The sequence below is a fragment of the Lysinibacillus boronitolerans JCM 21713 = 10a = NBRC 103108 genome, assembly GCF_000772935.1.
Taxonomy (GTDB): Bacteria; Bacillota; Bacilli; order Bacillales_A; family Planococcaceae; genus Lysinibacillus; species Lysinibacillus boronitolerans.
This window is the reverse complement of sequence record NZ_JPVR01000071.1, coordinates 121,699-146,752: the sequence shown is the minus strand read 5'-3', so window position 1 is coordinate 146,752 and position 25,054 is coordinate 121,699. Positions and strand designations below refer to the sequence as shown.

The 25,054-nt window shown below is 37.4% G+C and carries 20 protein-coding genes; 7 read left to right on the top strand and 13 right to left on the bottom strand.

Features of this window, described 5'->3' with window-relative positions:
- The 9 genes from rlmN to CD31_RS09630 all read right to left on the bottom strand — a co-directional run bounded on the left by rlmN (position 1) and on the right by CD31_RS09630 (position 9,338).
- A complete protein-coding gene (gene rlmN / locus CD31_RS09670) occupies positions 1-1,143 on the bottom strand; it encodes a dual-specificity RNA methyltransferase RlmN (protein WP_016993573.1) in 1,143 nt (380 codons plus the stop codon).
- Positions 1,143-2,504 carry a 16S rRNA (cytosine(967)-C(5))-methyltransferase RsmB gene (gene rsmB / locus CD31_RS09665; RefSeq protein WP_036077179.1) on the bottom strand — a complete coding sequence of 454 codons (1,362 nt, stop codon included), beginning with the start codon at positions 2,502-2,504 and terminating at the stop codon, positions 1,143-1,145. The genes rlmN and rsmB overlap by 1 nt, the downstream gene beginning before the upstream one ends.
- Positions 2,501-3,442 (bottom strand): methionyl-tRNA formyltransferase, encoded by a 942-nt coding sequence (gene fmt / locus CD31_RS09660; RefSeq protein WP_036077177.1) that lies wholly within the window; start codon positions 3,440-3,442, stop codon positions 2,501-2,503. Before fmt ends, rsmB begins: the two co-directional genes overlap by 4 nt.
- A 1-nt stretch (position 3,443) precedes the next feature.
- The gene (gene def / locus CD31_RS09655) at positions 3,444-3,938 is read right to left on the bottom strand and encodes a peptide deformylase (RefSeq protein WP_016993576.1); all 495 of its coding nucleotides are present in this window, start codon (positions 3,936-3,938) and stop codon (positions 3,444-3,446) included.
- 84 nt (positions 3,939-4,022) lie between these two features.
- The gene (priA, locus tag CD31_RS09650) at positions 4,023-6,434 is read right to left on the bottom strand and encodes a primosomal protein N' (RefSeq protein ID WP_081977485.1); all 2,412 of its coding nucleotides are present in this window, start codon (positions 6,432-6,434) and stop codon (positions 4,023-4,025) included.
- Positions 6,431-7,435, bottom strand: coding sequence for a bifunctional phosphopantothenoylcysteine decarboxylase/phosphopantothenate--cysteine ligase CoaBC (gene coaBC / locus CD31_RS09645; RefSeq protein ID WP_036077175.1), 1,005 nt, complete (start codon positions 7,433-7,435; stop codon positions 6,431-6,433). Before coaBC ends, priA begins: the two co-directional genes overlap by 4 nt.
- Positions 7,436-7,569: 134 nt before the next feature.
- Complete coding sequence (gene rpoZ / locus CD31_RS09640; protein ID WP_004227380.1) at positions 7,570-7,797, bottom strand: DNA-directed RNA polymerase subunit omega; 228 nt, start codon at positions 7,795-7,797, stop codon at positions 7,570-7,572.
- Between the two features lie 4 nt (positions 7,798-7,801).
- Entirely contained in the window at positions 7,802-8,419 is a 618-nt protein-coding gene (gmk, locus tag CD31_RS09635) for a guanylate kinase (protein WP_004227379.1), read from the bottom strand.
- A 43-nt stretch (positions 8,420-8,462) separates the two neighbouring features.
- A complete protein-coding gene (locus tag CD31_RS09630) occupies positions 8,463-9,338 on the bottom strand; it encodes a YicC/YloC family endoribonuclease (protein WP_016993580.1) in 876 nt (291 codons plus the stop codon).
- 260 nt (positions 9,339-9,598) lie between these two features.
- Here CD31_RS09630 and CD31_RS09625 point away from each other — a divergent pair, with 260 nt between their 5' ends.
- The 7 genes from CD31_RS09625 (at position 9,599) to CD31_RS09595 (ending at position 19,785) form a co-directional block, all read left to right on the top strand.
- On the top strand, positions 9,599-11,296 hold the full coding sequence (locus tag CD31_RS09625; protein WP_036077173.1) for an Rqc2 family fibronectin-binding protein: 1,698 nt from the start codon (positions 9,599-9,601) through the stop codon (positions 11,294-11,296).
- Between the two features lie 253 nt (positions 11,297-11,549).
- Positions 11,550-13,235 carry a methyl-accepting chemotaxis protein gene (locus tag CD31_RS09620; protein ID WP_016994284.1) on the top strand — a complete coding sequence of 562 codons (1,686 nt, stop codon included), beginning with the start codon at positions 11,550-11,552 and terminating at the stop codon, positions 13,233-13,235.
- Between the two features lie 908 nt (positions 13,236-14,143).
- Entirely contained in the window at positions 14,144-15,808 is a 1,665-nt protein-coding gene (locus CD31_RS09615; protein WP_016994281.1) for a peptide ABC transporter substrate-binding protein, read from the top strand.
- Positions 15,809-15,947: 139 nt separating this feature from the next.
- The gene (locus CD31_RS09610; RefSeq protein WP_016994279.1) at positions 15,948-16,877 is read left to right on the top strand and encodes an ABC transporter permease; all 930 of its coding nucleotides are present in this window, start codon (positions 15,948-15,950) and stop codon (positions 16,875-16,877) included.
- Positions 16,877-17,797, top strand: coding sequence for an ABC transporter permease (locus CD31_RS09605; protein ID WP_016994277.1), 921 nt, complete (start codon positions 16,877-16,879; stop codon positions 17,795-17,797). The genes CD31_RS09610 and CD31_RS09605 overlap by 1 nt, the downstream gene beginning before the upstream one ends.
- A gap of 13 nt (positions 17,798-17,810) precedes the next feature.
- On the top strand, positions 17,811-18,866 hold the full coding sequence (locus CD31_RS09600; protein ID WP_036077171.1) for an ABC transporter ATP-binding protein: 1,056 nt from the start codon (positions 17,811-17,813) through the stop codon (positions 18,864-18,866).
- Positions 18,859-19,785, top strand: a complete 927-nt coding sequence (locus CD31_RS09595; RefSeq protein WP_016994275.1) for an ABC transporter ATP-binding protein — start codon at positions 18,859-18,861, stop codon at positions 19,783-19,785. The genes CD31_RS09600 and CD31_RS09595 overlap by 8 nt, the downstream gene beginning before the upstream one ends.
- Positions 19,786-20,307: 522 nt before the next feature.
- On the opposite strand, the gene opp4C is transcribed toward CD31_RS09595, so the two are convergent.
- From opp4C to CD31_RS09575, 4 genes are all read right to left on the bottom strand, one after another.
- Positions 20,308-21,216 carry an oligopeptide ABC transporter permease gene (opp4C, locus tag CD31_RS09590; protein ID WP_036077169.1) on the bottom strand — a complete coding sequence of 303 codons (909 nt, stop codon included), beginning with the start codon at positions 21,214-21,216 and terminating at the stop codon, positions 20,308-20,310.
- Between the two features lie 12 nt (positions 21,217-21,228).
- A complete protein-coding gene (gene opp4B / locus CD31_RS09585; protein ID WP_036077167.1) occupies positions 21,229-22,194 on the bottom strand; it encodes an oligopeptide ABC transporter permease in 966 nt (321 codons plus the stop codon).
- 82 nt (positions 22,195-22,276) lie between these two features.
- Positions 22,277-24,010, bottom strand: coding sequence for an oligopeptide ABC transporter substrate-binding protein (gene opp4A, locus CD31_RS09580; protein WP_036077165.1), 1,734 nt, complete (start codon positions 24,008-24,010; stop codon positions 22,277-22,279).
- A 53-nt stretch (positions 24,011-24,063) separates the two neighbouring features.
- Positions 24,064-25,053: an ABC transporter ATP-binding protein gene (locus CD31_RS09575; protein ID WP_016994267.1), complete on the bottom strand. Its 990-nt coding sequence runs from the start codon at positions 25,051-25,053 to the stop codon at positions 24,064-24,066.
- Position 25,054: the final 1 nt, after the last annotated feature.

Sequence of the window (25,054 nt, the reverse complement as noted above, 5' to 3'; positions counted from 1 at the left end):
TCACCTCGTTTCTTCAGATCTCTCTTGTGCACGTAATTGACCACACGCAGCAGCGATATCTGCACCTTGCTCTCGGCGGATCGTTACGTTAATACCATTTTTCTTTAATGTTTTTTCAAAAGCAAAAATTTGACTACGAGATGTACGAACATAATCACGTTCTGGTACATAGTTTACAGGAATTAAGTTGACATGACATTTAATTCCTTTAATTAATGCAGATAGCTCCTCTGCTATTTCTACTGAATCATTTTCGCCAGACATTAATCCATACTCAAAACTCACTCGTCGACCTGTTTTTTTAGTATAGTATCGTACAGCTTCCATTAATTCTTCTAATTTATAAGCACGAGCAATTGGCATTAGCTTTTGACGTGCTTCCTGGTTTGGCGCATGCAGAGAGACAGCAAAGTTAATTTGTAATTGTTCATCTGCAAATTGATAAATTTTCGGAACAATACCAGATGTTGATACTGTAATATGACGTGCACCGATATTTAAACCTTTTTCATGGTTGATCACTTTTAAGAAGTTCATCATTGCATCATAGTTATCAAAAGGTTCGCCAATACCCATAATGACAATATGTGATACTCGCTCACCTAATTCATCTAAAGTTTGCTGCACTTTGACAACTTGCTCAACGATTTCTCCTGCTAATAAATGTCGCTTCAAACCACCTAGAGTGGATGCGCAAAACGTACAGCCAATTCGGCAGCCTACTTGTGTTGTTACACAAACAGAATTTCCATACTCATGGCGCATTAATACCGTTTCTATTGAATACCCATCTTGTAATTGAAATAAAAATTTAATGGTACCATCTTTAGATTCCTGTTTAATAATGGTTGAGAGTGTGGATAATGCAAAATTTGCTGTTAGCTTTTCGCGTAATCCCTTTGAAAGGTTTGACATTTCTTCAAATGTCTTTACACGTTTATTATACAACCAGTCAAAAATTTGAGCAGCGCGGAAAGGCTTTTCACCATTTTCCTTTAGCCATTCTTCTAATTGATGAGGTTGTAAAGAATAAATGGATTCTTTTAAATTTGGCTTTTCTTTTTTTACACGTCGAACGGGCTTTTCTTCTGCTTCTTCGACTAAATCGTTAATACGTTCATTAAATTTCTCTTGATCCACCATTAGTTGGATTCTCCTTTTTTACGAAAGGCGGCGACAAAGAAACCGTCACTGCCAAAGTCTTGTGGAAAGACTTGAAGCATGCCATTAGCTTGCTTTTCCGCTAATTTTGTTGGTAAAGACTCTAGTTGTATAGCTTCCATTTCTGGATGTGCTGTTAAAAAGGCTTGCACTGTACCTTCGTTTTCTTGTATGTCTACTGTACACGTACTGTATACAAGCTTGCCATCAGTTTTCAATACTTTTGTGGCTGCATCGAGTAAAGCTAATTGGATTTTTTGAAGACTTTCTAAATCTTCCTCACGCTTTGTATATTTAATATCTGGCTTACGTCGCATAACCCCTAGTCCACTACATGGTGCATCCACTAAGATAGCATCAAAAGACGCTGCTTGTAAAAATTCAGGCGCTTTCCTTCCATCAATCGGGGCTGTTTCAACAATATCAAGCCCTAGACGCTCTGTATTATGGTCGATTAAATCTAATTTATGTGGATGAAGGTCTGTTGCTAAAATGGAACCTTCATTTTTCATTATTTCGGCTATATGCGTTGTTTTTCCACCAGGTGCCGCGCACATATCCAAGACACGCATACCTGGAGATGGATTTAGCACATTAGCAGGTATCATTGAACTTTCATCCTGAATAGTAATCATACCTTCTTTAAAGGCTTTCGTACGAGCTGGTTGGCCGTTTGTAATGTGTAAGCACTCTGGTATAACATCGCTTTGCTTGGCAGTTAAACCCTCTGAATTTAACTCGGCAATAGCCTGTTCAACGGTTGCTTTTGTTTTATTAACACGAACAGTCTGCACAGGCGGTCTATTATTTTCATGTAACATCTCAGTCGCTACTGCCAGACCATAGTTATCAACAAATCGTTGAACTAACCACACTGGATGACTTGTTTCTATAGAAAGACGCTCAATTGGATCTGCTATGTCATCTGTTGAAGGGACTCCACTGCGTAACACGGATCTTAATATACCATTGACCATAGAAGCGATTCCACGATGTCCTCGACGCTTGGCAATTTCTACTGCTTCATTTACCGCAGCATGTGGAGGAATACGTGTTAAATAATGGATTTGATACAACGAGATTCTTAATAGCCAGCGAACCCAATGATCAATTGAACCGCGAATAAATGGCTCTAAGTAATAATCAAGTGTCATTTTATGCTGTAAAGTTCCATACGTTATTTCAGTCAATAAAGCACGATCTTTTGCTTCAATTTTATGTCGTTTAATTGTTTCATTTAGCAATAAGTTGCTATAGGCCTGATTTTTATCAACTGCTAATAGAATTGACAATGCGGCATCTCGTACATTGCCATCCCAAATCACTACACTTTTTTTACTCATTTAAATTGGTCCCCAATCTGTAATTTAGAACCTGTCCCACGTAAATATTCCTCTGCGGTCATGCGCTTTTTACCAGCTGGTTGCACATCATATAATGCTAAAGTTGTTCCGTTGCCAGCTGCTACCTCAAAATGATCTTTGTCAATGGCAACCACTGTACCTGGATTAGCCTCATGCTTACTTTTGCCAATCGTTGCCCACCATACTTTAAAATTCCCATCCTCAAAAGTCGTATAAGCAACAGGCCACGGATGAAGACCGCGCACTTGATTGTACAGAGTAGCAGCATCGTTTGTCCAATCGATGCGTTCCTGCTCCCTTGAAATATTACTTGCAAAGGTAACTTGTGCTTCATCTTGAACTGTACGGTTATTTGTACCATTTATAATAGAAGGAAGTGTTTCCTTAAGTAATTCACACCCAACCTTACTTAGCTTATCAAAAAGGCCACCAGTATGATCATCTTCCTCAATAGGGATTGCTTTTTGAGAGATAATATCTCCCGCATCAAGCTTTTCTGCCATATACATGATTGTTACCCCAGTTTCTTTTTCACCATCCATGACGGCTTGGTGAATTGGAGCACCTCCACGATATTTTGGTAATAGTGAGGCATGGACATTAATACAACCAAGAGATGGTGCATCCAATAGCTCTTTTGGTAATATTTGACCAAACGCAGCAGTTATTACTAAATCGGGCTGTAAAGCAAGAATTTGCTGTAATTCCTCAGAGCCACGCAATTTTTCGGGCTGAATAATCGGTATGCCAAGTTCCAATGCCGTTGCCTTTACAGGAGGCGGTGTTAGTACTCGCTTACGCCCTACTGGACGATCTGGTTGTGTTACAACTGCCTTAATAGCATATCCTTCATGATGTAGCATACGCAAAATAGGTGCGGAGAAGTCAGGTGTCCCCATAAAAATGATAGATGTCATTTTATTCCTCCTCTTCTGCGTACATTTCTTCTAGCTCTTCTGCAGTAACAATACGCTTGATTTTTGAATCGAAAAGCACGCCATCTAAATGATCAATTTCATGTAAGATCGCACGAGCATCAAAGCCACCCGCCTCTAATTCATAAACACGTCCTTCACGATCACATGCTTCAATTTTGACATAACTAGGACGTTCCACTTCTCCATATAACCCTGGAAAGCTCAAGCATCCTTCAATATCTACTTCTGCTCCGTCCGTTTCAACGACAGTTGGATTAATCATTTCTAAAATATCACGTTCTTCACCTAGTTCAACAATTGCTACGCGTAACCCTACGTCTATTTGTGGTGCCGCAATTCCAACGCCATCATATTCCACCATTGTGTCATATAAATCATCAAGTAATGTAATAATTTCATCATTGATTTCTGTCACTTCAGCACACGGTGTTGATAGTACGTTTGCAGGGTTTTCAATTACTTTTTTTATTGCCATTATGATTTCCTCATTTCTGCTTTAAAGCTAGTTCACTAGCTATTTGATACTTTTATTAATAATCGTGCTATTATTACACGCTAACTATATAGTAGACGGATCTAAATCTACGGTCATTAATATTCCTTGTTTAACCCACTCTGCTCTATACATGGCAAGTAGACGTTGTAACACTGGAATTAGATTTGGTTCAATTTTATATTTTATCAAACATTGATAACGATATCTATTTTGGAGACGAGCAATACTCGCAGTTGTTGGTCCTATAATTGCTACTTGATTCGATAAGTTTCCTCGTAACCAATCAGCCACTCGACCAGCATATTCAGCAGCCGTCATGACATCTTCATGGGATAATTGAATAAGAGCTACAAAATAATAAGGTGGATAGTTGGATCGGCGACGTAAAAACATTTCTCGTTCATAAAATGGCTCATAATCCTGAGTTTTAGCTAATTCAATTGCGTAATGCTCAGGTGTATACGTTTGAATGATGACTTCCCCTGGCTTGTCATGTCTCCCAGCCCTGCCACTTACCTGTGTTAATAGCTGAAAGGTCCGCTCTGCTGCGCGGTAATCAGGTAAATGTAGGGATGTATCGGCACTAAGTACACCGACTAGTGTGATATTTGGAAAATCCAAGCCCTTTGCGATCATTTGAGTACCCAGCAAAATATCTGCTCGCCCTGCCCCAAAAGTCTCCAATATTTCTTCATGGGCCCCTTTATGCTTCGTAGTATCTACATCCATACGTATTACTCTTGCCTCAGGAAACAATTTATACAGTTCCTCTTCCACCTTTTGTGTACCAGTACCAAAATAACGAATATGATCACTTTGACATTGCGGACATATTTGAGGAACATGTTCCTCGTAACCACAATAATGACATTTCAATTTTTCAGTTGTTCGATGATAGGTTAAGGAAATATCACAATTTGGACATTGAACGACTGTACCACAATCTCGACAGAGTACAAACGAAGAATAGCCACGACGATTTAAAAACAGCACCATTTGCTCATTTTTCTCAAGTCTTGCACGGATTGCCTCAATAAGTGTTTGAGAAAACATTGAACGATTACCTTGTCTCAGCTCTTCACGCATATCTGCAATAAAAACAGTCGGCAAAGCCTGATGTAAAGCACGGTGTTTTAATGAGAGTAGCGTATACACTCCCTTTTTAGCTCTTGCAAATGACTCTAATGCTGGTGTCGCACTTCCTAAAATAATAGGACATTTATAATATTCACTACGCCAGATGGCTACATCTCTTGCATGATAACGCGGTGAATCTTCTTGCTTATAAGTTGATTCGTGTTCCTCATCCAAAATGATAAGCCCTATATTCGTAAAGGGAGCAAAAATAGCTGAACGAGCGCCAACTACGACCTTCACTTTACCCTGTTGGATTTTACGCCATTCATCATACTTCTCCCCTACAGATAATCCACTATGCATCACAGCAACCATCTCACCAAAGCGACTGCGGAATCGTTCGGTCATTTGTGGAGTTAAAGAGATTTCAGGTACGAGCATAATGGCTTCTTTTCCTTCTTCTAGTACCTTTTGAATGGCCTGCAAATAAACCTCTGTTTTGCCACTTCCTGTTACACCATGTAATAAAAAGGTTTGCGCTATTTGCTGGTCCATAGCAGTAGTAATCGCTTGAAGCGCAACCTGCTGCTCATCTGTTAATTGTAAGGCTTGTGTACGTGAAACTTCCTTCGTAAATGGATCACGAAAGACTTCCTCTTGAATAAATTGAGCAGCTCCTTTGTCAATCACTGCCTCTAATACTGATATAGAGACCCCTGCCTCGTCACAAATTTGGTGTGGAGAAAAAACCTCTCCTAAGTGTTGGCACATCCATTGTAGTAATAGCCGTTGTTTAACTGCTCTGGATGACTGCTCTGAAGCACGTTCAATAAGTTGTTGGTCCGCTGTTATTTGAACCATTCGAATTTCTTTCACATTCCCCTGCTGCTTCACAACATTTTCGATAGTAACAATGTTTTCTGCAACCAATTGCTTTAATAAGGGTAGTAAGCTAGCTCGCTCAAATTCTTTAAAACTTGCTCGTTGACGCTTTCCGAAAATATCCTGTGCCTCTAGTGGCAATTGTTGACCTTGTTGTAACTTAATCGTTTTTTCATACTTGGCTCGAAGTGCAGATGGTAACATCACTTGCAAGGCATCTATTTCATAGCAAATCGTATCGTTCTTCAACCACTTCGCCATTTGTAGCATCTCTTCTGTCAGGACTGGCTCCATATCTAGAATTTGAGTGATTGCCTTTAGTTTATTCAACGGGACATCTGTTTCTTCCTTTAATCCAACGACAAAACCCAAGACATTTCTTGGACCAAATGGCACTTTAACACGACATCCTAATTCGATAACATTCATCCATTCTCCAGGTACTCGATAGTCAAATGGACGGTCTACATGGTAAGTAGAGACATCTACAATGACCTCTGCTATCAAAAAGCTCATTGCTCTTCACCCTTTATAATATAAGACCATAATGTCTGAGCAAAAAACTGTGGGTTAATGGTAGCCAGAAACTGTCCGTTAAGCTCCGCTTTTTCACTAAATTCAATCCATCTCTCAGAAAGTATGTTAAGCATTGGTGTACCTTGCACTTTTTGTCCAAAAGTGATCGCTTTTATTCCTTCTACCGAAATAAGCGGTGTTTCCTCCATAGTCGGTACATTTGCTGCATGGATCAATATTGCCTCAGGATATTGAATTTTATAAGCTTCAAGTTGCTGAATAACATCAAACAAATTACTATTTTCTATTTGAATTACATGTGCGCCTAGTTTTCTTGCTTCATGTGCTAAAGCTTGTCCTATGGCTCCATTCGCCTGTGTGCTAATTACATGCTGCTCATCCAACGGTACATGCAAAGCACCTGCTGTCACTATGACTGTTTTTCCTGTTAACCGTTTTGTTTTTCCCGAAAAAAAATCTTGAACAAGTGCAGTGATTTTTTCTGGCTCCTCTAGACGTCCCTTCCCAATATAGCCACATGCTAAAAATCCCTCTGAAGGCTCAATAAATTTATAGCCATCAGCTGATAGCCTATCCAAATTACGTTTTACCGCTGGATGGTCGTACATGTGTACATTCATAGCTGGTGCAATCCATACAGGTGCTGTTGTAGCAAGCAGGGTTGTTGTGACCATATCATCTGCTATACCATTGGCCATTTTGCCTATCATATTTGCCGTAGCGGGCGCTACTAAAATTAAATCAGCCCAGTCTGCTAAGTCTATATGAGCAATCACACTTGAGTCTTTTTCATCAAATGTGTCAAAATAAACATCATTTTTGGACATCACTTGAAAACTTAATGGATTTACAAACCGTCTAGCAGAGGCCGTCATGATGACTTTCACATTAGCTCCTGCTTGTGAGAGCTTGCTTACGAGTGCTACAGCCTTATATACGGCAATCCCGCCTGAAACACATAGTAAAATATTTTTATTCATGCTAGGTGTCGTCCTTTCAAATGATAAGCTCCCAAAGAAGGATTCCCTGGGAGCTTTCGGCATTCTGTATAATCAAAATCTACTGCTAACTAGACTAGCATGCATGTAAACAGAGTAAAGCACTTTACATGATGTTAGATTTCGTCCTCATACACAGTTGACTCATCCTGTGATACTTTCGTAAGTACACCTGCCGCTACTTCTTCAAGCGCTTTCCCTACATATTTATGGGAAACATACTTGTGCAAGCGTTCCGTGTCTTGCTCTTCTTGCATTTGGCGAGCACGTTTAGAAGCAAGGCTCACTAATGAATATTTTGAATCGATTTCTTTTTTTAAAGCGTCTACTGATGGGTATAGCATTGTTTTATTCTCCTCTCAACATTGACAAGTATCTTTTTTCAACACGTTCTCTGCGACAATGCTCGGCTTTGATAATCGCATTTATACGATCACAGGCATTCGTCACTTCATCATTTTCCACAACATAATCATACAAGCTCATCATTTCAAGTTCTTCACTTGCAGTAGCGATTCGTTTGGCAATGATATCCTCTGTTTCTGTCCCACGTCCAACTAAACGATCTTTTAATTCCGTTAAACTTGGAGGGGCTAAGAAAATAAATAAGGCATCTGGTGCTTTTTTACGAATTTGTGCTGCACCCTGCACTTCGATTTCTAAAAATACATCACGACCCGCATCTAGTGTTTCATTGACATATGCTAATGGTGTTCCATAATAGTTACCGACAAATTCAGCATGCTCTAATAAGCCACCTTGTTCAATTAACACTTCAAATTCATGACGTGTCTTGAAAAAATAGTCTACACCATCTACTTCACCTTCGCGAGGATTTCGTGTTGTCATCGAGATGGAATACTCATAATTCGTATTCGGCTGAGAAAATAATTCTTTTCGCACTGTCCCTTTACCTACACCAGAGGGGCCAGACAGAACAATTAATAATCCACGTTCTTTTATCATTTATTCTCTATATCTCCCTTAATTTATAACAGACACGTGCAAGTTATTCGATATTTTGCACTTGCTCACGCATCTTTTCTAAAATTGTTTTCGCCTGAACAACAGCAACCGCTGCTTCTGTAGATTGATTTTTTGAACCAATTGTATTAATCTCGCGATGTATTTCCTGCATTAAAAAGTCCAATTTACGTCCAACTGAAATTGTTTCAAGTAATGTTTCCTCCAGTTGGTTGAAGTGACTATCTAATCTGTCTAATTCTTCGGAGATGTCTACTCGTTCTGCAAAAATCGCTACTTCCGCTAGTAAACGATCTTCTAGCAATGTGCCATTTGCAACTTCAGTAATTCGCTCTATTAATCGTGTACGATATTTTTCAACAGCAAGAGAAGAACACAAACGAATCTGATTGACTTGCTCCATTAACTGTTCTTTATATTGTACAACAACCTCTTGCAATTCTTGCCCTTCACGCTCACGCATTTGTACGAGCTGTTCAATCGCTTGTGAAATTGCTTGTTCAACAGCGCTGAGTAAATCCTCTGGTGTAAGCTGAGGCTTTTGCTGCACAAGTGCCTGCTCTAACGATAAAAGCTCTTGCATCGTCCATTTTTCTTCAAGTGGTACTTTACTTGCTAATTGCTCTTTTGCCTTACGATACGCTTCAATTAATGACCAATTAATCTCAATAGATTGCTCTACGTTCTCTAAGTCCTTCACATATACCATCACATCAATTTTGCCGCGTGACAAAGCTTGAGAAATTAATTTCTTTGCAAAAATTTCTGCTTCAAGCCATTCTTTCGGAAATTTTGCGTTAATTTCTAAAAAACGATGGTTGACCGAGCGCATTTCCACGGTTAATTGAAAGTCTCTAGTTGTTGTGACACCTCTGCCAAAACCAGTCATACTACGCACCAAGGTTCGTCACACCTTTCTTTGCATACTGGGATTATTATAACATAAGCTTTGTCGATTATGACGACTCTCCAAAAAAATTTGGATAAAGTAAAAGCTTATTCTACCACAATTGAAGCTATATTTTAATATTCACCTAAAAAATGCTATGATAAACATACAGAAAGTGTATTAGCAGAAGCTAAAAAAGAGTGAATGCAAATGCAACAAGAAAAAATACGAAAGTACCAAGATGCTTGATATCGTTGGAAAGAGGAATTCATATGGCATTTGATGGCTTATTTACTTATTCAATAACTGCCGACCTACAACAGCTGGTCACTGGTCGGATTACAAAAATACATCAACCTAATGCACAAGAGGTTATTTTACATGTGCGTGCAAACGGAAAGAATCATAAATTACTGTTTTCAATCCACTCTTCTTATGCACGTGTTCACCTTACTGAGCACACGATTGAAAATCCAGCAGAGCCCCCAATGTTTTGCATGCTTTTGCGTAAACATTTAGAGGGTGGTTTTATTGCTTCTATAAAACAGCGTGATTTTGATCGCATTATAATAGTAGAAATTGAAAGTAAAAATGAAATTGGAGATCCTATCGTAAGGGAAATACATGCGGAAATTATGGGTAGACATAGTAATCTACTATTGATTGATCAAGAGCAGGGTAAAATTATTGACAGCCTAAAACATTTGCCTCCTTCAGTCAATAGCTTCCGTACTGTGCTACCAGGTCAACCATATATTGCGCCACCCACACAAAACAAATGGAATCCTTTAACAGTGACAGATGAAGAGCTAACAGCATTTTTCGCTGAAGCAAAAACCTCTAAAGAGATCGTGCAACAATTAGCTGGTTTTTCACCTCTTCACGCGGAAGAATTAATATATCGTATGACAACAGCACCAAATCCTCTGGCATGCTTCAAGGATTTTATGACATCCTTTGCAAACGGTGGAATGAAGCCTATGTACGTACTCTTCAATCATAAAACATACTTCTCCCCTATCGAATTAACGCACTTGCATGATGGGGATATAACAAATTATCCTAATGTCCATGAGCTTCTTGATCGTGTATTCTTTGCACGGGCGGAGCGAGATCGTGTGAAACAGCAAGCTGGAGATTTAGAGCGTTGGCTACAAAATGAAATTGACAAACTAGCTTTAAAAACCAAAAAGCTAAAAAAAGATTATGAACGTGCCTCTAAGCTCGATCAATTCCAACTATATGGTGAACTATTAATGGCCAATATCTATGCCTTTGAAAAAGGAGTCAAGGAAGTTACCGTCACAAATTACTATAGTGAAACTGGCGAAGAAATAACGATTCCAGTAAGTGAACGTAAAACACCGATTGAAAATGCCCAAAGCTATTATACAAAATATACAAAAGCAAAAAATGCATTGGTTATGGTTCAAGAGCAGCTAGAAAAAACGACTGAAGAAATTTCTTACTTCGAAATGCTAGCACAGCAAGTTCAGCAAGCTTCTCCTGGAGATATTGAGGAAATTCGTGAAGAGCTAGCAGAGCAAGGTTACCTAAAACTACGTCACGCAAAGAAAAAGAAAAAACAAGTAAAACCTGAACCTGAGCGCTATGTTTCTTCAACTGGAGTAACAATTTCTGTTGGAAAAAACAATAAACAAAATGATATGCTAACATTTAAACTAGCAAAACGGACTGATATTTGGTTACACACAAAGGATATTCCTGGATCACATGTTGTCATTCATTCAAGTGAGCCAGATGAAACGACATTGCGAGAAGCTGCCACACTAGCCGCCTATTTTTCTAAGGCTCGAGAATCCTCTTCTGTGCCAGTAGATTATACTGAAATACGACAGGTCAAAAAACCAAATGGTGCCAAACCAGGTTTCGTCATCTATTTTGAACAAAAGACACTGTATATTGACCCTGATGAGGCAGTCATTTTACAGTTAAAGAAACAGTCATAAAGGAAGAAACCGATACAAATTGTATCGGTTTCTTCTTTTTTATAACAGGAACACGTAATCCGTACTATAAAACGATGAAAATAGCCTAATCTTGATTGATTATTACAGACAATCTTCCTTATTATAATAACATTATAAAAACATATGAATAATCTGCACTGTTTCCTTCAGCGAATATTGACTTCTACTACTCTAAAAAGCTAAATTAAAGTATAAAAATTTTTGTAGAGCATTTAGGAAAGGGCGTATCAATATGTCTGTAGGTAAAAAATTAAGCTTTGGTTTCTTTGCAATTATTCTCACATTAATCATTTCCTTGTTCATTATGTTCCTGCTATTTTCTAACATTGAAAAAAAGATTGAAAGTGCATTAGAAGGACATGTTGCCCTTGTAGAATTAGCAGATAATATTCAATTTGAAATGGCCATGCAAGGTCTTTTCATTCGTGCCATCATCATCGAAGACAAACCTGCTAACAAAGAGAGTTACTCAAAATATGCAAGTATGCTCGACACACATGTAGAAGAAATCATTGAAAAATCGAATTCAGCTGAAATGGAAACATATGCACAGACATTAAAATCCTATAATGATACTTTTAATAAGGCAGCAACAGAAGCAATAGCTCTATTTGAAGCTGGTAATCTAGAAGGTGCTTTGCAAAAGGTAAATGGTGAAGTACAGCAAGCAAATAAAGGTATACAAGAGGTATCCGATAAAATTGGAAGCTATCAAAAGGAACAACTAAATATTGTGACAAAAGAATCTAAACAGGCTGTATTTAATTCCCAAATTATTTCCATTATCGCAATCATCATTGGTATCGCTCTAGGTATTTTCCTTATTTTCTATATACAACGGACAATCTCACGCCCTTTAAAGTTTATCGTTCTGGCAGCAAACCATGTAGCTAATGGTGAATTAATTCATCCAGATATTACCCATCAATCAAAAGATGAAATTGGTCAGCTTTCAGTAGCTTTTAATGCCATGAAGGGAAATCTGAAAAGTTTATTAACGCATATACAGGACAATGCAGAGCACTTAACAGCTTCAGTAGAGGAACTTTCTGCCTCAACTGAAGAAATTACTGCCACTGCTGATGAAATAACAATACGGATTAATGAAACAGCTGATGCTGCAGTGACAGCTACAGTAGCAGCTAACGAAAGCGCACACGCAATGGATGAAACGGCTGTAGGTGTTCAACGAATAGCTGAAGCAACTCAACAACTCCATCAGAATGCTATAACAACTTCTGAATTAGCGACAAATGGAAATGAGACTGTAGAAGAAGCTCAGCAACAAATGAATGTCATCCATGAATCAACACAAATGATTAATAATCTTGTTCAAAAATTGAGTAAGCAATCGGATGAGATAAGTCAGATCACTGCTGTTATTACTGCCATTACCGATCAAACGAATTTATTGGCACTCAATGCAGCAATTGAAGCGGCTAGAGCTGGAGAGCATGGTAAAGGATTTGCGGTTGTAGCAGATGAAGTTCGTAAGTTAGCCGAGGAATCCAAACAATCAGCCAACCAAATCGTTGCCTTAACGCTAGATATTCAACAAGATACACATAATGTAGAAAAAGCTGTCTTTGATGGACTTCATTCTGTCACAGAAGGCGTCAAAATCATCGGACATGCAGGACAAGCCTTTGAAGGTATTGTGAAAGCAATTAATACGATGACAGATCAGATAGAGGATATATCAGCTACCTCTGAAGAAATTTCAGCTAGCGCTGAACAGGTTGCAGCCTCCGTTGCAGAAATTGCTCATGGTGCTTCAACTAGCGCGGATAATACAAAAATTGTAGCTTCAGCAACAAGAGAACAGTCTATAACAGTACAGCAAGTAAACCAAGTTGCCGCAGATCTAAGCGAAAAGTCCTTAGATTTACAGAATCAAATCAATCAATTTAAACTTTAAATAAAAAACAGTGCATTTTATACATGTGGATGCACTGTTTTTTTATATTTTTTCATGTAACACATTTGAATCGTGGAAGAATTTCCTTCTGAATAGCTATTGATAACGGTTTCATTTGATGAATAAACAGATTTTTAGTAATTATTTGCATTATCAATCCTCTTCAGTAAGACAAATGACATCCTCAAAAAAACAATATTATTAAAACGGTTCTCTTTGGAAGAATACAGGACAAAACGAAGCATTCCGTTTATTTTTTGACTGATGAATAAAACAGTGCCTAGCTGCATATATGCATGTATACACATCTAGGTCAAAAATTATTTCAATAAAACTTAATCTCGTAAACTAGCTTCTCACTAAATCCATTTTTTTCTTAGTATGGGTACCTTTTTTCATACAAATGCTCATTTTTTTCTTTTTCTTCCCTACAAATGGATAATCCTAGAAAAATACAAAACAAGTTTCTTATATATCATTAATAGATAAAAATATTCATGTTTCGCGATCATAAATTACAAGAAATTACCTGTAAAAGAAACTAATTCACTGAGTTTTACATAGATTTTCTACAAATCTATACAAATTCCTCAAGGTATTACATCTATGACTTTAGATTCATTTTTCAAATATCGATAATATTATCAAAAAAATAGGAATTTTCCGTATAGTAAATCATTTTTTTATTTTTACTTTATTTTTGATATTCAGAATAAGTAAATATCAAATTCTTATTATTTATACACTTTGCCTCTTTAGTGTGATAAATCGGAAAAATTTATTATTCTCCTAAATGTCAGATAATACTATATAAATTCGAATCTTTTTTATTTTGTACACAATGATTTTTTTGGTATATTAAATAGGAGCTTCACAAAAGGCTTAAAAATTGTATAAGGGGGATTCACATGAATAAAAACAAAAAGTTTTTATTACTAACTGTCCTTGCAGTATTTTCTTTAGTACTTGCTGCATGTGGCTTCGGCGGAGATTCGTCTGAAAAATCAAAAGACGATGGAAAAGATTCAGGTTCATCTGAAACTGCTTCATCAGGTGGTGAACTAAACTTAGTAGTAACTTCTGAGCCACCATCATTACATCCAGGATTAGCAACTGATACAACTTCTAGTGCTATTCTTACAAACATATTTGAAAATTTAACAACGCTAGATGCAGATTCAAAACCAGTTGCTGCTGCTGCTTCTGACTGGACAATTAGCGAAGACCAAAAAACTTACACATTCACAATCCGTGATAATAAATGGTCAAATGGAGATCCAGTAACGGCAAAGGACTTTGAATATGCATGGAAATGGGCACTAAACCCAGATAATCTTTCAGAGTATGCTTCTATTTTTTACCCAATTAAAGGTGCTGCAGCGTATAACAACGGTGAAGGTTCTGCTGATGACGTAGGTGTTAAAGCAGAAGATGACAAAACATTAGTCGTAACGTTAGAAAACCCAACACCTTACTTCTTAGAATTAACAGCATTCAAAACATATGCTCCGTTAAATCAAAAAGCAATTGAAGGTAATGATGAGTGGTACACTGATGCTGGTGATGACTATGTAACAAACGGACCATTCACTTTAAATGAATGGAGACACAACGACGCAATCGTATTAAAGAAAAACCCAGAATATTGGGATGCAGATAAAGTTTCTTTAGAGACAATTAATATCGGTATGGTTGAATCTGAAACAACTGCTGCTACAATGTTTAAAGCTGGCGAAATTGACTATCTTGGTGCTCCATACCAATCTGTTGCACTTGATTCAATTGAAGGATTTAAAGCTGATGGTTCATTAAATATTGCTGACCAAGCTTCTGTATATGTCTATAAACTAAATACAAAAGATAAATTTACTGGAAACGCTAACATTCGTAAAGCGTTAACTCTAGCAATCGATCGTCAAGGTTTAATTGACAATATTACTAAAGGTGAGCAAAAACCTGCATTAGGTATGGTGCCAATCGCAGTTAGTGGTTTTGAAGAAGACCGTGGTTACTTCAAAGATAACGATATTGAAGGTGCAAAAGCTGCACTTGAAGCTGGTATGAAAGAACTTGGTATTAAAGATCCATCTGAAATCACTGTAAACATTTCATTCAATACTAGTGAAGCACATGCTGCTATCGCTCAATTTATTCAAGAGGGCTGGACGAAAAACCTTGGTATTAAGGTAGGTCTTGATAACTCTGAATGGCAAGTTTACCTAGAGAAACTTAATCAATTAGACTACCAAGCTGGACGTCTAGGCTGGACTGGTGACTATAATGATGCTTATACATTCTTAGAAATCTATGATACTGCTGCAAACGGTAACAACGATACTGGTTGGGAAAACCCAGAATATAAAAAGTTATTAGATCAATCTAACCTAGAAACTGATCCTGCTAAACGTCTTGAGCTTTTAAAACAAGCAGAGTCAGTTATCATGACTGATTTACCTGTTGCACCTATCTACTACTACACTAACCTTTCTGTAGTACAAGATAACGTGAAAAACATGCATGCAGATGTTCTTGGTAACATTCCACTTAAAGAGGTTGTAGTAGAAGAAAAATAATTATTTATATTATTTTATCTTGCTTTTTTAGCTCTACAGCAAGAGCTGCCTCGTAGCCACTACGGCGCGAGTCAGCTCTTTTTAAAATACGAAGGCATTTATTTGTCTGAAAATTGACAAATAGAAGGAGGAGTTTTATGTGATTAAATATATTTTGAAAAGGCTGATGTATATACTTCTCGCGCTTTTCGTCATCGTAACGGTTACGTTTTTCTTAATGCGTCTCGCTCCTGGTAGTCCTTTCGCGAGTGAACGTAATTTCCCACCTCAAATCGAGGAGAAGTTAAACGAAACGTATGGATTAAATAACCCTTGGTATATACAATATAAAGATTATTTAATCGATACGGCCACTTTCAATTTCGGTGAGTCAATGAAATATAAAGCGCGTTCTACAAATGATATGATTTCTGAAAGTTTCCCTGTTTCTTTAACATTAGGGATTGAGGCTATGCTACTTGCAGTTGGATTGGGTATTTTAATTGGCGTAGTTTCCGCGCTATATCATAATAAGTTCCCGGATTATTTGGCAACGTCCTTTGCGGTGCTATTTATATCAGTACCTTCATTTATCTTAGCTGGTTTAATGCAGTATTTCTTAGCCTATAAGTTAGGTTGGTTCCCTATTAGTGGATGGAAAGGCTTTGTTTATAGTATATTACCTGCCTTTGCAATCGCTTTCTCACACATGGGCTTTATCGCAAAGTTAACACGTTCAAGTATGCTTGAGCAAAACAATAGTGACTATGTAAAAATGGCTCGTGCAAAAGGGATAGGAAAATGGACGATCGTATTCCGACATACTTTACGAAATGCCCTTCTACCAGTCGTAACATACCTTGGTCCATTAACAGCTGGTGTTGTAACAGGTAGTTTCATTGTTGAGCAAATTTTCGCTATTCCTGGACTTGGTAAACACTTCGTTCAAAGTATTACAAACCGTGACTATACAGTCATTATGGGTACGACAGTGTTCTACTCTATCATCCTTTTATTTGCGGTATTAATCGTTGATATTCTTTATAGTGTGATTGATCCGCGTATTAAACTGAAAGGAGCGAAAAAATAATGACACAGCAACAAATTGAAAAAGATAAGTTTAAAATTGTTGGTGGAAATCATGAAGCAACGGAAAAATTAGCTGATAAATCAGTCTCCTTTTGGAAAGAAGTATTTCTCCGTTTCTCTCATAACAAAATGGCCATCATTGGGATAATTATTTTAATCATTGTTATTTTAATGGCTACGTTTGTACCAATTTTTTCTCAATACAAAGCAAGTGATCAGCTAGGTGTTTACAATGCACCACCATCTGCTCAATTTTGGTTTGGAACGGATGATCTTGGTCGTGATATTTTCGTTCGTATTTGGGAAGGCGCTCGTATTTCCCTATTTATCGGAATTGCTGCAGCGATTATTGACTTAATTATCGGTGTTATTTGGGGAAGTATTTCTGGTTTAGCAGGTGGTCGTGTCGATAACATCATGATGCGTATTGCAGACGTTTTAACAGCAGTACCTTATCTATTAGTTGTAATCGTACTATTAGTTGTTATGCAACCTGGTTTAATCCCAATGATTATTGCCCTTTCTATCACTGGATGGATAAACATGGCACGTATCGTTCGTGGGGAAGTATTATCTATTAAAAACCAAGAATATGTTCTTGCTGCTCGTACATTAGGTGCTAGTACAGGCCATTTAATCATTAAACATTTAGTTCCGAATGCTCTTGGTGCAATTTTAGTAACGATGACGTTAACAATTCCATCTGCTATTTTCACTGAATCATTCCTAAGTTACCTAGGTCTTGGGGTTCCTGCTCCAACAGCTTCTTGGGGTACAATGGCCTCTGAAGGAAATAAAGCCATTGCCAATGCTCCATGGCGTTTGATTTTCCCAGCAGTATTTATTTCACTAACAATCTTTGCGTTTAACGCAGTTGGTGACGGCTTACGTGATGCTCTAGATCCAAAACTACGTAAATAAGGAGGTGGCCGAAATGAGTAAAAAAATTCTAGAAGTAAAAGATTTAAGAATTAATTTTAAAACTTATGCAGGGCTTGTCCGTGCTGTACGTGGTGTTAACTTTGATTTAAAGGAGGGTGAAACACTCGCTATAGTAGGTGAATCTGGTTCTGGTAAAAGTGTTACGAGTAATGCGCTAATGAAACTAATTCCCCAGCCACCTGGTATTTATGAGTCAGGACAAATTTTATTCAATGGCCGTGATTTAGTTCCATTAACTGATAAAGAAATGTCTAAAGTACGCGGAAATGAAATTGCTATGATTTTCCAAGATCCAATGACAAGTTTGAATCCAACGATGAAGGTCGGACGTCAAATAACTGAAGTAATTTTGCAACACAAAAAAGTTTCTAAAGACGAAGCAAAAAAACGTGCGATTGAGCTTTTAACACAGGTAGGTATCCCCTTCCCTGAAAAACGCTACAACCAATACCCACATGAGTTTTCAGGTGGTATGCGTCAACGTGTTGTTATTGCCATTGCCCTTGCAGCTGATCCTAAGCTACTAATTGCCGATGAGCCAACAACAGCTCTAGACGTAACAATTCAAGCGCAAATTTTAGAATTAATGAAAGAAATTCAGAAAAACTCGAAAACATCTATCATTTTCATTACACACGATTTAGGTGTAGTGGCGAATATCGCTGACCGTGTAGCAGTAATGTACGCTGGCCAAATCGTAGAATACGGTACTGTAAATGATATTTTCTATAATCCAAAGCATCCTTACACATGGGGTCTACTTGGTTCAATGCCTGATTTAGATAATGATACTGATGAGCTATTACGTACGATTCCAGGCTCACCGCCGGATCTTACGAATCCACCTAAGGGTGATGCATTTGCAGCTCGTAACGAGTATGCTATGGCGATTGATTATGAACAAGAGCCACCAATGTTCCAAGTAAGTGAAACTCATTTTGCAAAGACTTGGTTGTTGCATCCTGATGCACCAAAGATTCCTCTTCCAGATGCGGTTGCTAAACGTATTGAAGGGTATTTAGCAAAGGAGGCACAAGAAAATGACTAAAACTGGTGCGAAAAAAATTCTTGAAATCAAAAATTTAAAGCAGCATTTTGGTTCGCCAAGTAATCCTATCAAAGCTGTAGATGGTATCAGCTTCGATGTTTACGAAGGTGAAACACTTGGTCTTGTGGGTGAATCAGGTTGTGGTAAGTCAACAACTGGTCGTTCAATCATTCGATTATATGATATTACAGGCGGTGAGATTGTTTTCGATGGTGAAAATGTCCATGGAAAAAAATCGAAAAATGAGTTAAAGAAATTTAACCGTCAAATGCAAATGATTTTCCAAGATCCTTATGCTTCTTTAAACCCTCGTATGACAGCTGGGGAGATCATTGGTGAAGCCTTTGATATTCATGGCCTATACAAGGATAAAAAGGAACGTCGTGCGAAAATCCAAGAGTTACTTGAAGCTGTTGGTTTAAACAAAGAGCACGCGAATCGTTACGCACACGAATTCTCAGGTGGTCAACGTCAACGTATTGGGATTGCCCGTGCATTAAGCTTAGATCCTAAGTTTATCATTGCCGATGAGCCAATCTCTGCGCTAGACGTATCCATTCAAGCCCAAGTTGTTAACTTACTAAAACAACTACAAAAAGAACGTGGCTTAACCTATCTTTTCATTGCCCATGACTTATCTATGGTAAAATACATCAGTGACCGTATTGCTGTAATGTACCGTGGTAAAATCATGGAAATCGGTAAGGCAGATGATATCTACAATCACCCTGTTCATCCGTATACAAAATCTTTACTATCAGCTATCCCACTTCCTGATCCAATGTCAGAGAAGCGCCGTCAACGTATTCAGTACAAGCATACAGAGGTTGACGAAAGTGCAACTTACCATGAAGTTGGTGACCAGCATTATGTTTATGGTACTGCTGATCTAGTAAAAACTTGGGTTGCTAATCGATAAAACCTATAACTCCTGTCGACAGTATAACTACTGTGATGGGAGTTTTTTAATTTACTTCTTTATTACCCAATATCCCCATCAGTGTAAACCTAACTAAACTTACGACTATAATTCCCCTCACTCTTTCAAATATAGTTAATAAATACCATTTTTGTAAAATTAGTTTAAATAATTTAGGGAATATATTATGATTGAGTTAACACAAATAAAGGAGTGTATTCCAATGAAAAAAAGTATGAAACTTCTTCTTGCTACATGTTGTTTTACAATCTTATTAATTAGTGTTGGTTCTTCTACAGCATCTGCCTATCCAGGTCCATGCCACAGTCCAAAGCCTTGTGTGATTAGACCATAATAGTTGCTCTCAAAACATTCTTTTCAAGTCTCTATTTTGTAATGACAATCAATATTACTATGTATTAAACGATTATCCTTTATAAAATTCGGCACCTTTAAATGTGATTACTTTTACATTTAAAGGTGCCCTATTTTCTTGTTACATATTAGATATCCATTTTATGATTACCTTCTAGATTTTGGATTTAATGCATCCTTTAATCCTTCTCCGATAAAATTAATGGACAAAATTACTAGTGTAATAGCTGTCGCAGGAGGCACCCACATCCAAAGCTTCTCCTTTAATACCTCTGAGTTTCTAGCTTCGGACAGCATATTTCCCCAACTTGGTGTATCTGCTGGTACACCCAACCCTAAAAAGCTTAAACCCGATTCAGCAACGATTGTTACAGCCATCAGCAACGTTGCTTGTACAATAATCGTCGAAGCAACATTAGGTAGTAAATGCCTGATAATGATCTTTGATGATTTACAGCCAATTGATTGAGCTGCTAATATATACTCATTTTCCTTTTCAGCAAGCACCCTACTTCGTACAATCCTTGCAACAGATCCCCACATTAACAGCGAGATAACAAAAATCAAAGTCCATAGACCAGATACTTTTCCAATTAGAATTTGATTTAAAACAATGACAAAAATCATAAATGGAAACATTAAGATAAAATCTGTAAATCTCATGAGTATTTGATCTATTTTTCCGCCAAAGTACCCTGAAATGGCACCGACTGTAGTTCCAATTAAAACAATAAAGAACATACAGCTTAATCCTACTGTTAAGGACGATCGACCAGCATAGAGCATTCTTGTAAACACATCTCGACCATTTGTATCTGTTCCTAACCAGTTTTCACTAGATGGTGGTTTACTTATTTGGGTAAAATCAACTCGAACAATATCTTTCGTTGTAATATATGGTGCTAAAAACGATAAGATAATAACGAACAGTAGAAATATAAGGCTAATCAAGGCTAGTTTATTTTTAAAGAACTTTCGTCTCGCAATTACCCATGGCGAGGGGCTTTTCTTTGGCGATTTTGGCGTTAAAACTTCTTGATCTGTTACCAATGTCATATTTCCCCCTCCTTAATCCAATCTAATACGTGGATCTACTACACCATATAATAAATCCGCTACTAAATTCCCAAAAAGTGTTAAAAACGAAAGTAACATTGTGATCGACATCATGACTGCATAATCCCTTCTTCCAACAGATTCAAGGAAGAGAGCACCTATTCCAGGATAAGTAAAGATTGTTTCTGTTATTACCGCACCACTAATTAATGTCGCAATATCAAACCCAAGGAATGTAATAAGAGGAATAATAGAATTTCGTAAAATATGTTTGTTATAAATTTTCGATTCTTTTGTTCCCTTTGCTCTTGCAGTTCTTACAAAATCTTTTCTACTATTTTCAATAATGTCATTTCGCAAAAATTGTGTATAGGATGCTGTTCCCATTAATCCTAATATAAGCGCAGGTAGTAAAACATGGTGAAATCTACTTATATAGTAGTCCAAATTTCCAGGCTCTAGCCCAACGCCCACAGAACCGTTAAATGGGAACCAACCTAACTTGAACGAGAAAAAGTAAATAGCTACAATTCCCGCAACAAATGATGGAATGGCTAAAGCTAGATAATTATACGTTGCAATCAAATTGTCCCCAAGTGTATAGGGTTTTCTACCAGCATACATGCCCATAATAAATGCAAATATGTAGGTAAAAATTAACGATGTTAGAGCTAAAAATATGGTATTAGGTATACGCTGCGCAATAATTTCTACTGCTGGTTTTTTATAAACAGTTGATTTACCAAAATCCCCTTGCATAAAATTAACAATCCATCTACCATATTGCTGGATAATAGGATCGTTATAACCTAATTTTTCTCTCATTTCTTCGATGTATTGTGGATTCGTATTAGAAGGATCAATTTCACCAGCAAATGCATCTCCTGGCATCATTTTCGCTAAAAAGAATACCACCAACGAAATAAGGAGTAACAATGGGATCATGCCAAGTAATCGTCGAAGTGTATATTGAAGCATGTAACGTCTCCTTATCTACAAATTTACTAACTAAGTCCTCTTTTTAAGGACTTAGTTAGCAAGAATTAAAATACAGAAAAGCTTATTCTTTAATATGCCATTTATAAACATCCGTTTGGAAGCCAACAGCGTTAACATGAACACCTTGTAAACGATTATTTATACCATATAAATCTAAGTTTTCCCATAAAGGAAGTGCAGGTAATTCTTCGTTGAAGTATTTTTGCCATTCAACATATGTTGCCATACGTTTGTCTTTGTCAAATGCTTCTTCACTTAAGCCTTTATCTAATAATTCTTGGTTTTTCGGATCTACCCAACGACCATAGTTCCACTCTGCATCATTGCCCCATAATCCTGATGGATCTGGATCAGAACCCATACTCCAAGCACCAAAGAATGCTTCTAATGCTGCATCATCATTGTCTTTCATATCATTATATAAGTTAAACTCAATTAAACTACCTGTCGCTAATTCTGTTTTTACACCAATATCATTCCAAGATTGTACAATTGCTTGTGCACGTCCTTCAAATGCTGCTGAACCTGCATAGTGTCCAAATGAAATTTTAAATGGTTGTCCCTTTGGATCTTCGACAAAACCATCACCATCTTTATCAACATAGCCAGCAGCTGCTAATAGCTCTTTTGCCTTTTCTGGGTTGAATTCATATTGATTTAATTCTGACTCTGGTGCAGCAGTCCAGAAAGTAGTTGGAATCACAGTATTGGCAACTGTTGCTTTTCCTTCTAAGAAAGCATCGATCATTGCTGGACGGTTAATTGCATATAATAATGCTTGACGTAATTCTTTTGCATTAAATTTATCAAAATCTGCCACATTTTTTAACGCCGCTTTATCACGGTGGCCAAAACGAAGTCCGATGTATGAATAGCCCACACCATTAGTTTCTTCAATACGTACATTGCCTAAAGCTTCTAATTCTTTTACGGATTGTGGTCTAATATCCATAATATCAATTTCTCCGTTTTGGAATGCACCAGTTGCTAGTGATGGGTCGATTACTTTTACAATAACACCATCAAGCTGTGGTTTGCCCTTCCAGTAATCATCAAAACGCTCTAATTCAGAATATTCTCCATCTACAACCTTTTTCACTTTAAAAGGCCCTAAGCCAACAGGATTTTCACGAACCTGTTTTGATTCCTCTAAATCTTTTACCGCAATGCCTTCATAATGTTTTTTCGGCATTGGATACTGCCAAAGTTGTTCTAAATTATTAATTTTCACTTGTTCAAAAGTAATTTTTACTGTATGTGGATCTACCACTTCAATACCTTCAATTTTATCAGCTTTGCCTTCTTTTTTAGCTTTTGCCCCTTTAATACCTTCTGCATAATTAAAACGAGGTCCAGCATAATCAGGGTCTGCTAGAGTCTCTAATGCAAATACCCAGTCGTCAACTGTTAACTCTTCACCATTATGCCACTTTACACCCTTTTGGAATGTAAATGTATATGTTAATTTATCTTCACTAATTTCCCAAGAAGCTAAGTTAGGAACATATTCTAAGTTATCATTTACATCATAGATACCTTCTGTTGTGAAATTTTGAATATAGCTATCTACAATACTACCTGAATAAGCTGGATCATATACGCCCTCAGGTGCAACATCTGTACCAAATGTTACGATTCCACCCTCTGTAGAAGGTTTATCTGTTGTTGCCGTTGTATCCCCGCTTGTATCCTTTTCATTTTCCTTCTCTGTTTTTGATGCGTCATTATTACATGCAGCTAGAAATAATGCCATAACTAGCAATAGCATAAATGACCATATTGCTGATTTTTTCATTTTTTTCCCCCCGTAATTTTATTTTTGTCAATAACTATTTTCCGTTTTAGTTTTTAATATAAATGACAAGCAACACTATGCCCTGACTTCACCTCCTTTAAAGCTGGCTTAGATAATGAACATTCTGCCATTGCCTTTGGACATCTTGGATGGAATGGACAGCCTGATGGTGGATTAGCAGGACTCGGTATATCTCCCTCTAAAACAATGCGACTATTTTTCTTTCTCGGATCTGGCACTGGTATTGCAGAGATCAACGCTTGTGTATAAGGATGTAATGGCTCATCGTAAATATGTTCCTTATCAGCTATTTCTACAATATTTCCTAGATACATCACGCCAATTCGATCGCTCATATGCTTGACCACACTTAAATCATGTGCAATAAACAGGAATGTTAGATCAAACTCATCCTGTAGTTCTTTTAATAAATTAAGAACTTGTGATTGTACTGATACATCTAAGGCTGAAACAGGCTCATCTGCTATAATAAGCTTTGGTCTAAGTGCAAGTGCCCGAGCAATACCAATACGCTGGCGCTGACCACCTGAGAACTCATGAGCATATTTATAATAGGCATCTTCAGGTAAGCCTACTTTTCTTAATAGCTCCATTACCTCGCCTTTTAATGATTTCAATGATTTATTACTGAAATTCATAATTGGCTCTGCAACAATGCTCCCTACCATTTGCATCGGGTTTAATGAGGCGTATGGATCCTGGAACACCATCTGAATATCTTTTCGTATATCCCTTAAAGATTTCCCTCTCAGGTTTGTAATATCTTTACCATCAAAGATAATTTTTCCATCCGTTGCGTCTAATAATCTTAAAATTGTGCGTCCAGTTGTCGATTTTCCACAACCCGATTCTCCCACTAGCCCTAATGTCTCGCCATTTTTAATGGTAAAAGAAATATTATCCACTGCTTTCACATGACCGACAGTATGCCTTAAAAAGCCACCTTTGATTGGGTAATATGTCTTCAAATCAATAATTTCTAATAAGTTATTCTTTTCTTGTTTTACGATTGTTTCATTCATA

Excerpts from the sequence above, each read along its gene's own strand:
- rlmN (WP_016993573.1), bottom strand. The coding sequence starts at position 1,143 with ATGGTGGATCAAGAGAAATTTAATGAACGTATTAACGATTTAGTCGAA.
- rsmB (WP_036077179.1), bottom strand. The coding sequence starts at position 2,504 with ATGAGTAAAAAAAGTGTAGTGATTTGGGATGGCAATGTACGAGATGCC.
- fmt (WP_036077177.1), bottom strand. The coding sequence starts at position 3,442 with ATGACATCTATCATTTTTATGGGGACACCTGACTTCTCCGCACCTATT.
- def (WP_016993576.1), bottom strand. The coding sequence starts at position 3,938 with ATGGCAATAAAAAAAGTAATTGAAAACCCTGCAAACGTACTATCAACA.
- priA (WP_081977485.1), bottom strand. The coding sequence starts at position 6,434 with ATGAGCTTTTTGATAGCAGAGGTCATTGTAGATGTCTCTACTTACCAT.
- coaBC (WP_036077175.1), bottom strand. The coding sequence starts at position 7,435 with ATGAATAAAAATATTTTACTATGTGTTTCAGGCGGGATTGCCGTATAT.
- rpoZ (WP_004227380.1), bottom strand. The coding sequence starts at position 7,797 with ATGCTATACCCATCAGTAGACGCTTTAAAAAAAGAAATCGATTCAAAA.
- gmk (WP_004227379.1), bottom strand. The coding sequence starts at position 8,419 with ATGATAAAAGAACGTGGATTATTAATTGTTCTGTCTGGCCCCTCTGGT.
- CD31_RS09625 (WP_036077173.1), top strand. The coding sequence starts at position 9,599 with ATGGCATTTGATGGCTTATTTACTTATTCAATAACTGCCGACCTACAA.
- CD31_RS09620 (WP_016994284.1), top strand. The coding sequence starts at position 11,550 with ATGTCTGTAGGTAAAAAATTAAGCTTTGGTTTCTTTGCAATTATTCTC.
- CD31_RS09615 (WP_016994281.1), top strand. The coding sequence starts at position 14,144 with ATGAATAAAAACAAAAAGTTTTTATTACTAACTGTCCTTGCAGTATTT.
- CD31_RS09605 (WP_016994277.1), top strand. The coding sequence starts at position 16,877 with ATGACACAGCAACAAATTGAAAAAGATAAGTTTAAAATTGTTGGTGGA.
- CD31_RS09600 (WP_036077171.1), top strand. The coding sequence starts at position 17,811 with ATGAGTAAAAAAATTCTAGAAGTAAAAGATTTAAGAATTAATTTTAAA.
- CD31_RS09595 (WP_016994275.1), top strand. The coding sequence starts at position 18,859 with ATGACTAAAACTGGTGCGAAAAAAATTCTTGAAATCAAAAATTTAAAG.
- opp4C (WP_036077169.1), bottom strand. The coding sequence starts at position 21,216 with ATGACATTGGTAACAGATCAAGAAGTTTTAACGCCAAAATCGCCAAAG.
- opp4B (WP_036077167.1), bottom strand. The coding sequence starts at position 22,194 with ATGCTTCAATATACACTTCGACGATTACTTGGCATGATCCCATTGTTA.
- opp4A (WP_036077165.1), bottom strand. The coding sequence starts at position 24,010 with ATGAAAAAATCAGCAATATGGTCATTTATGCTATTGCTAGTTATGGCA.
- CD31_RS09575 (WP_016994267.1), bottom strand. The coding sequence starts at position 25,053 with ATGAATGAAACAATCGTAAAACAAGAAAAGAATAACTTATTAGAAATT.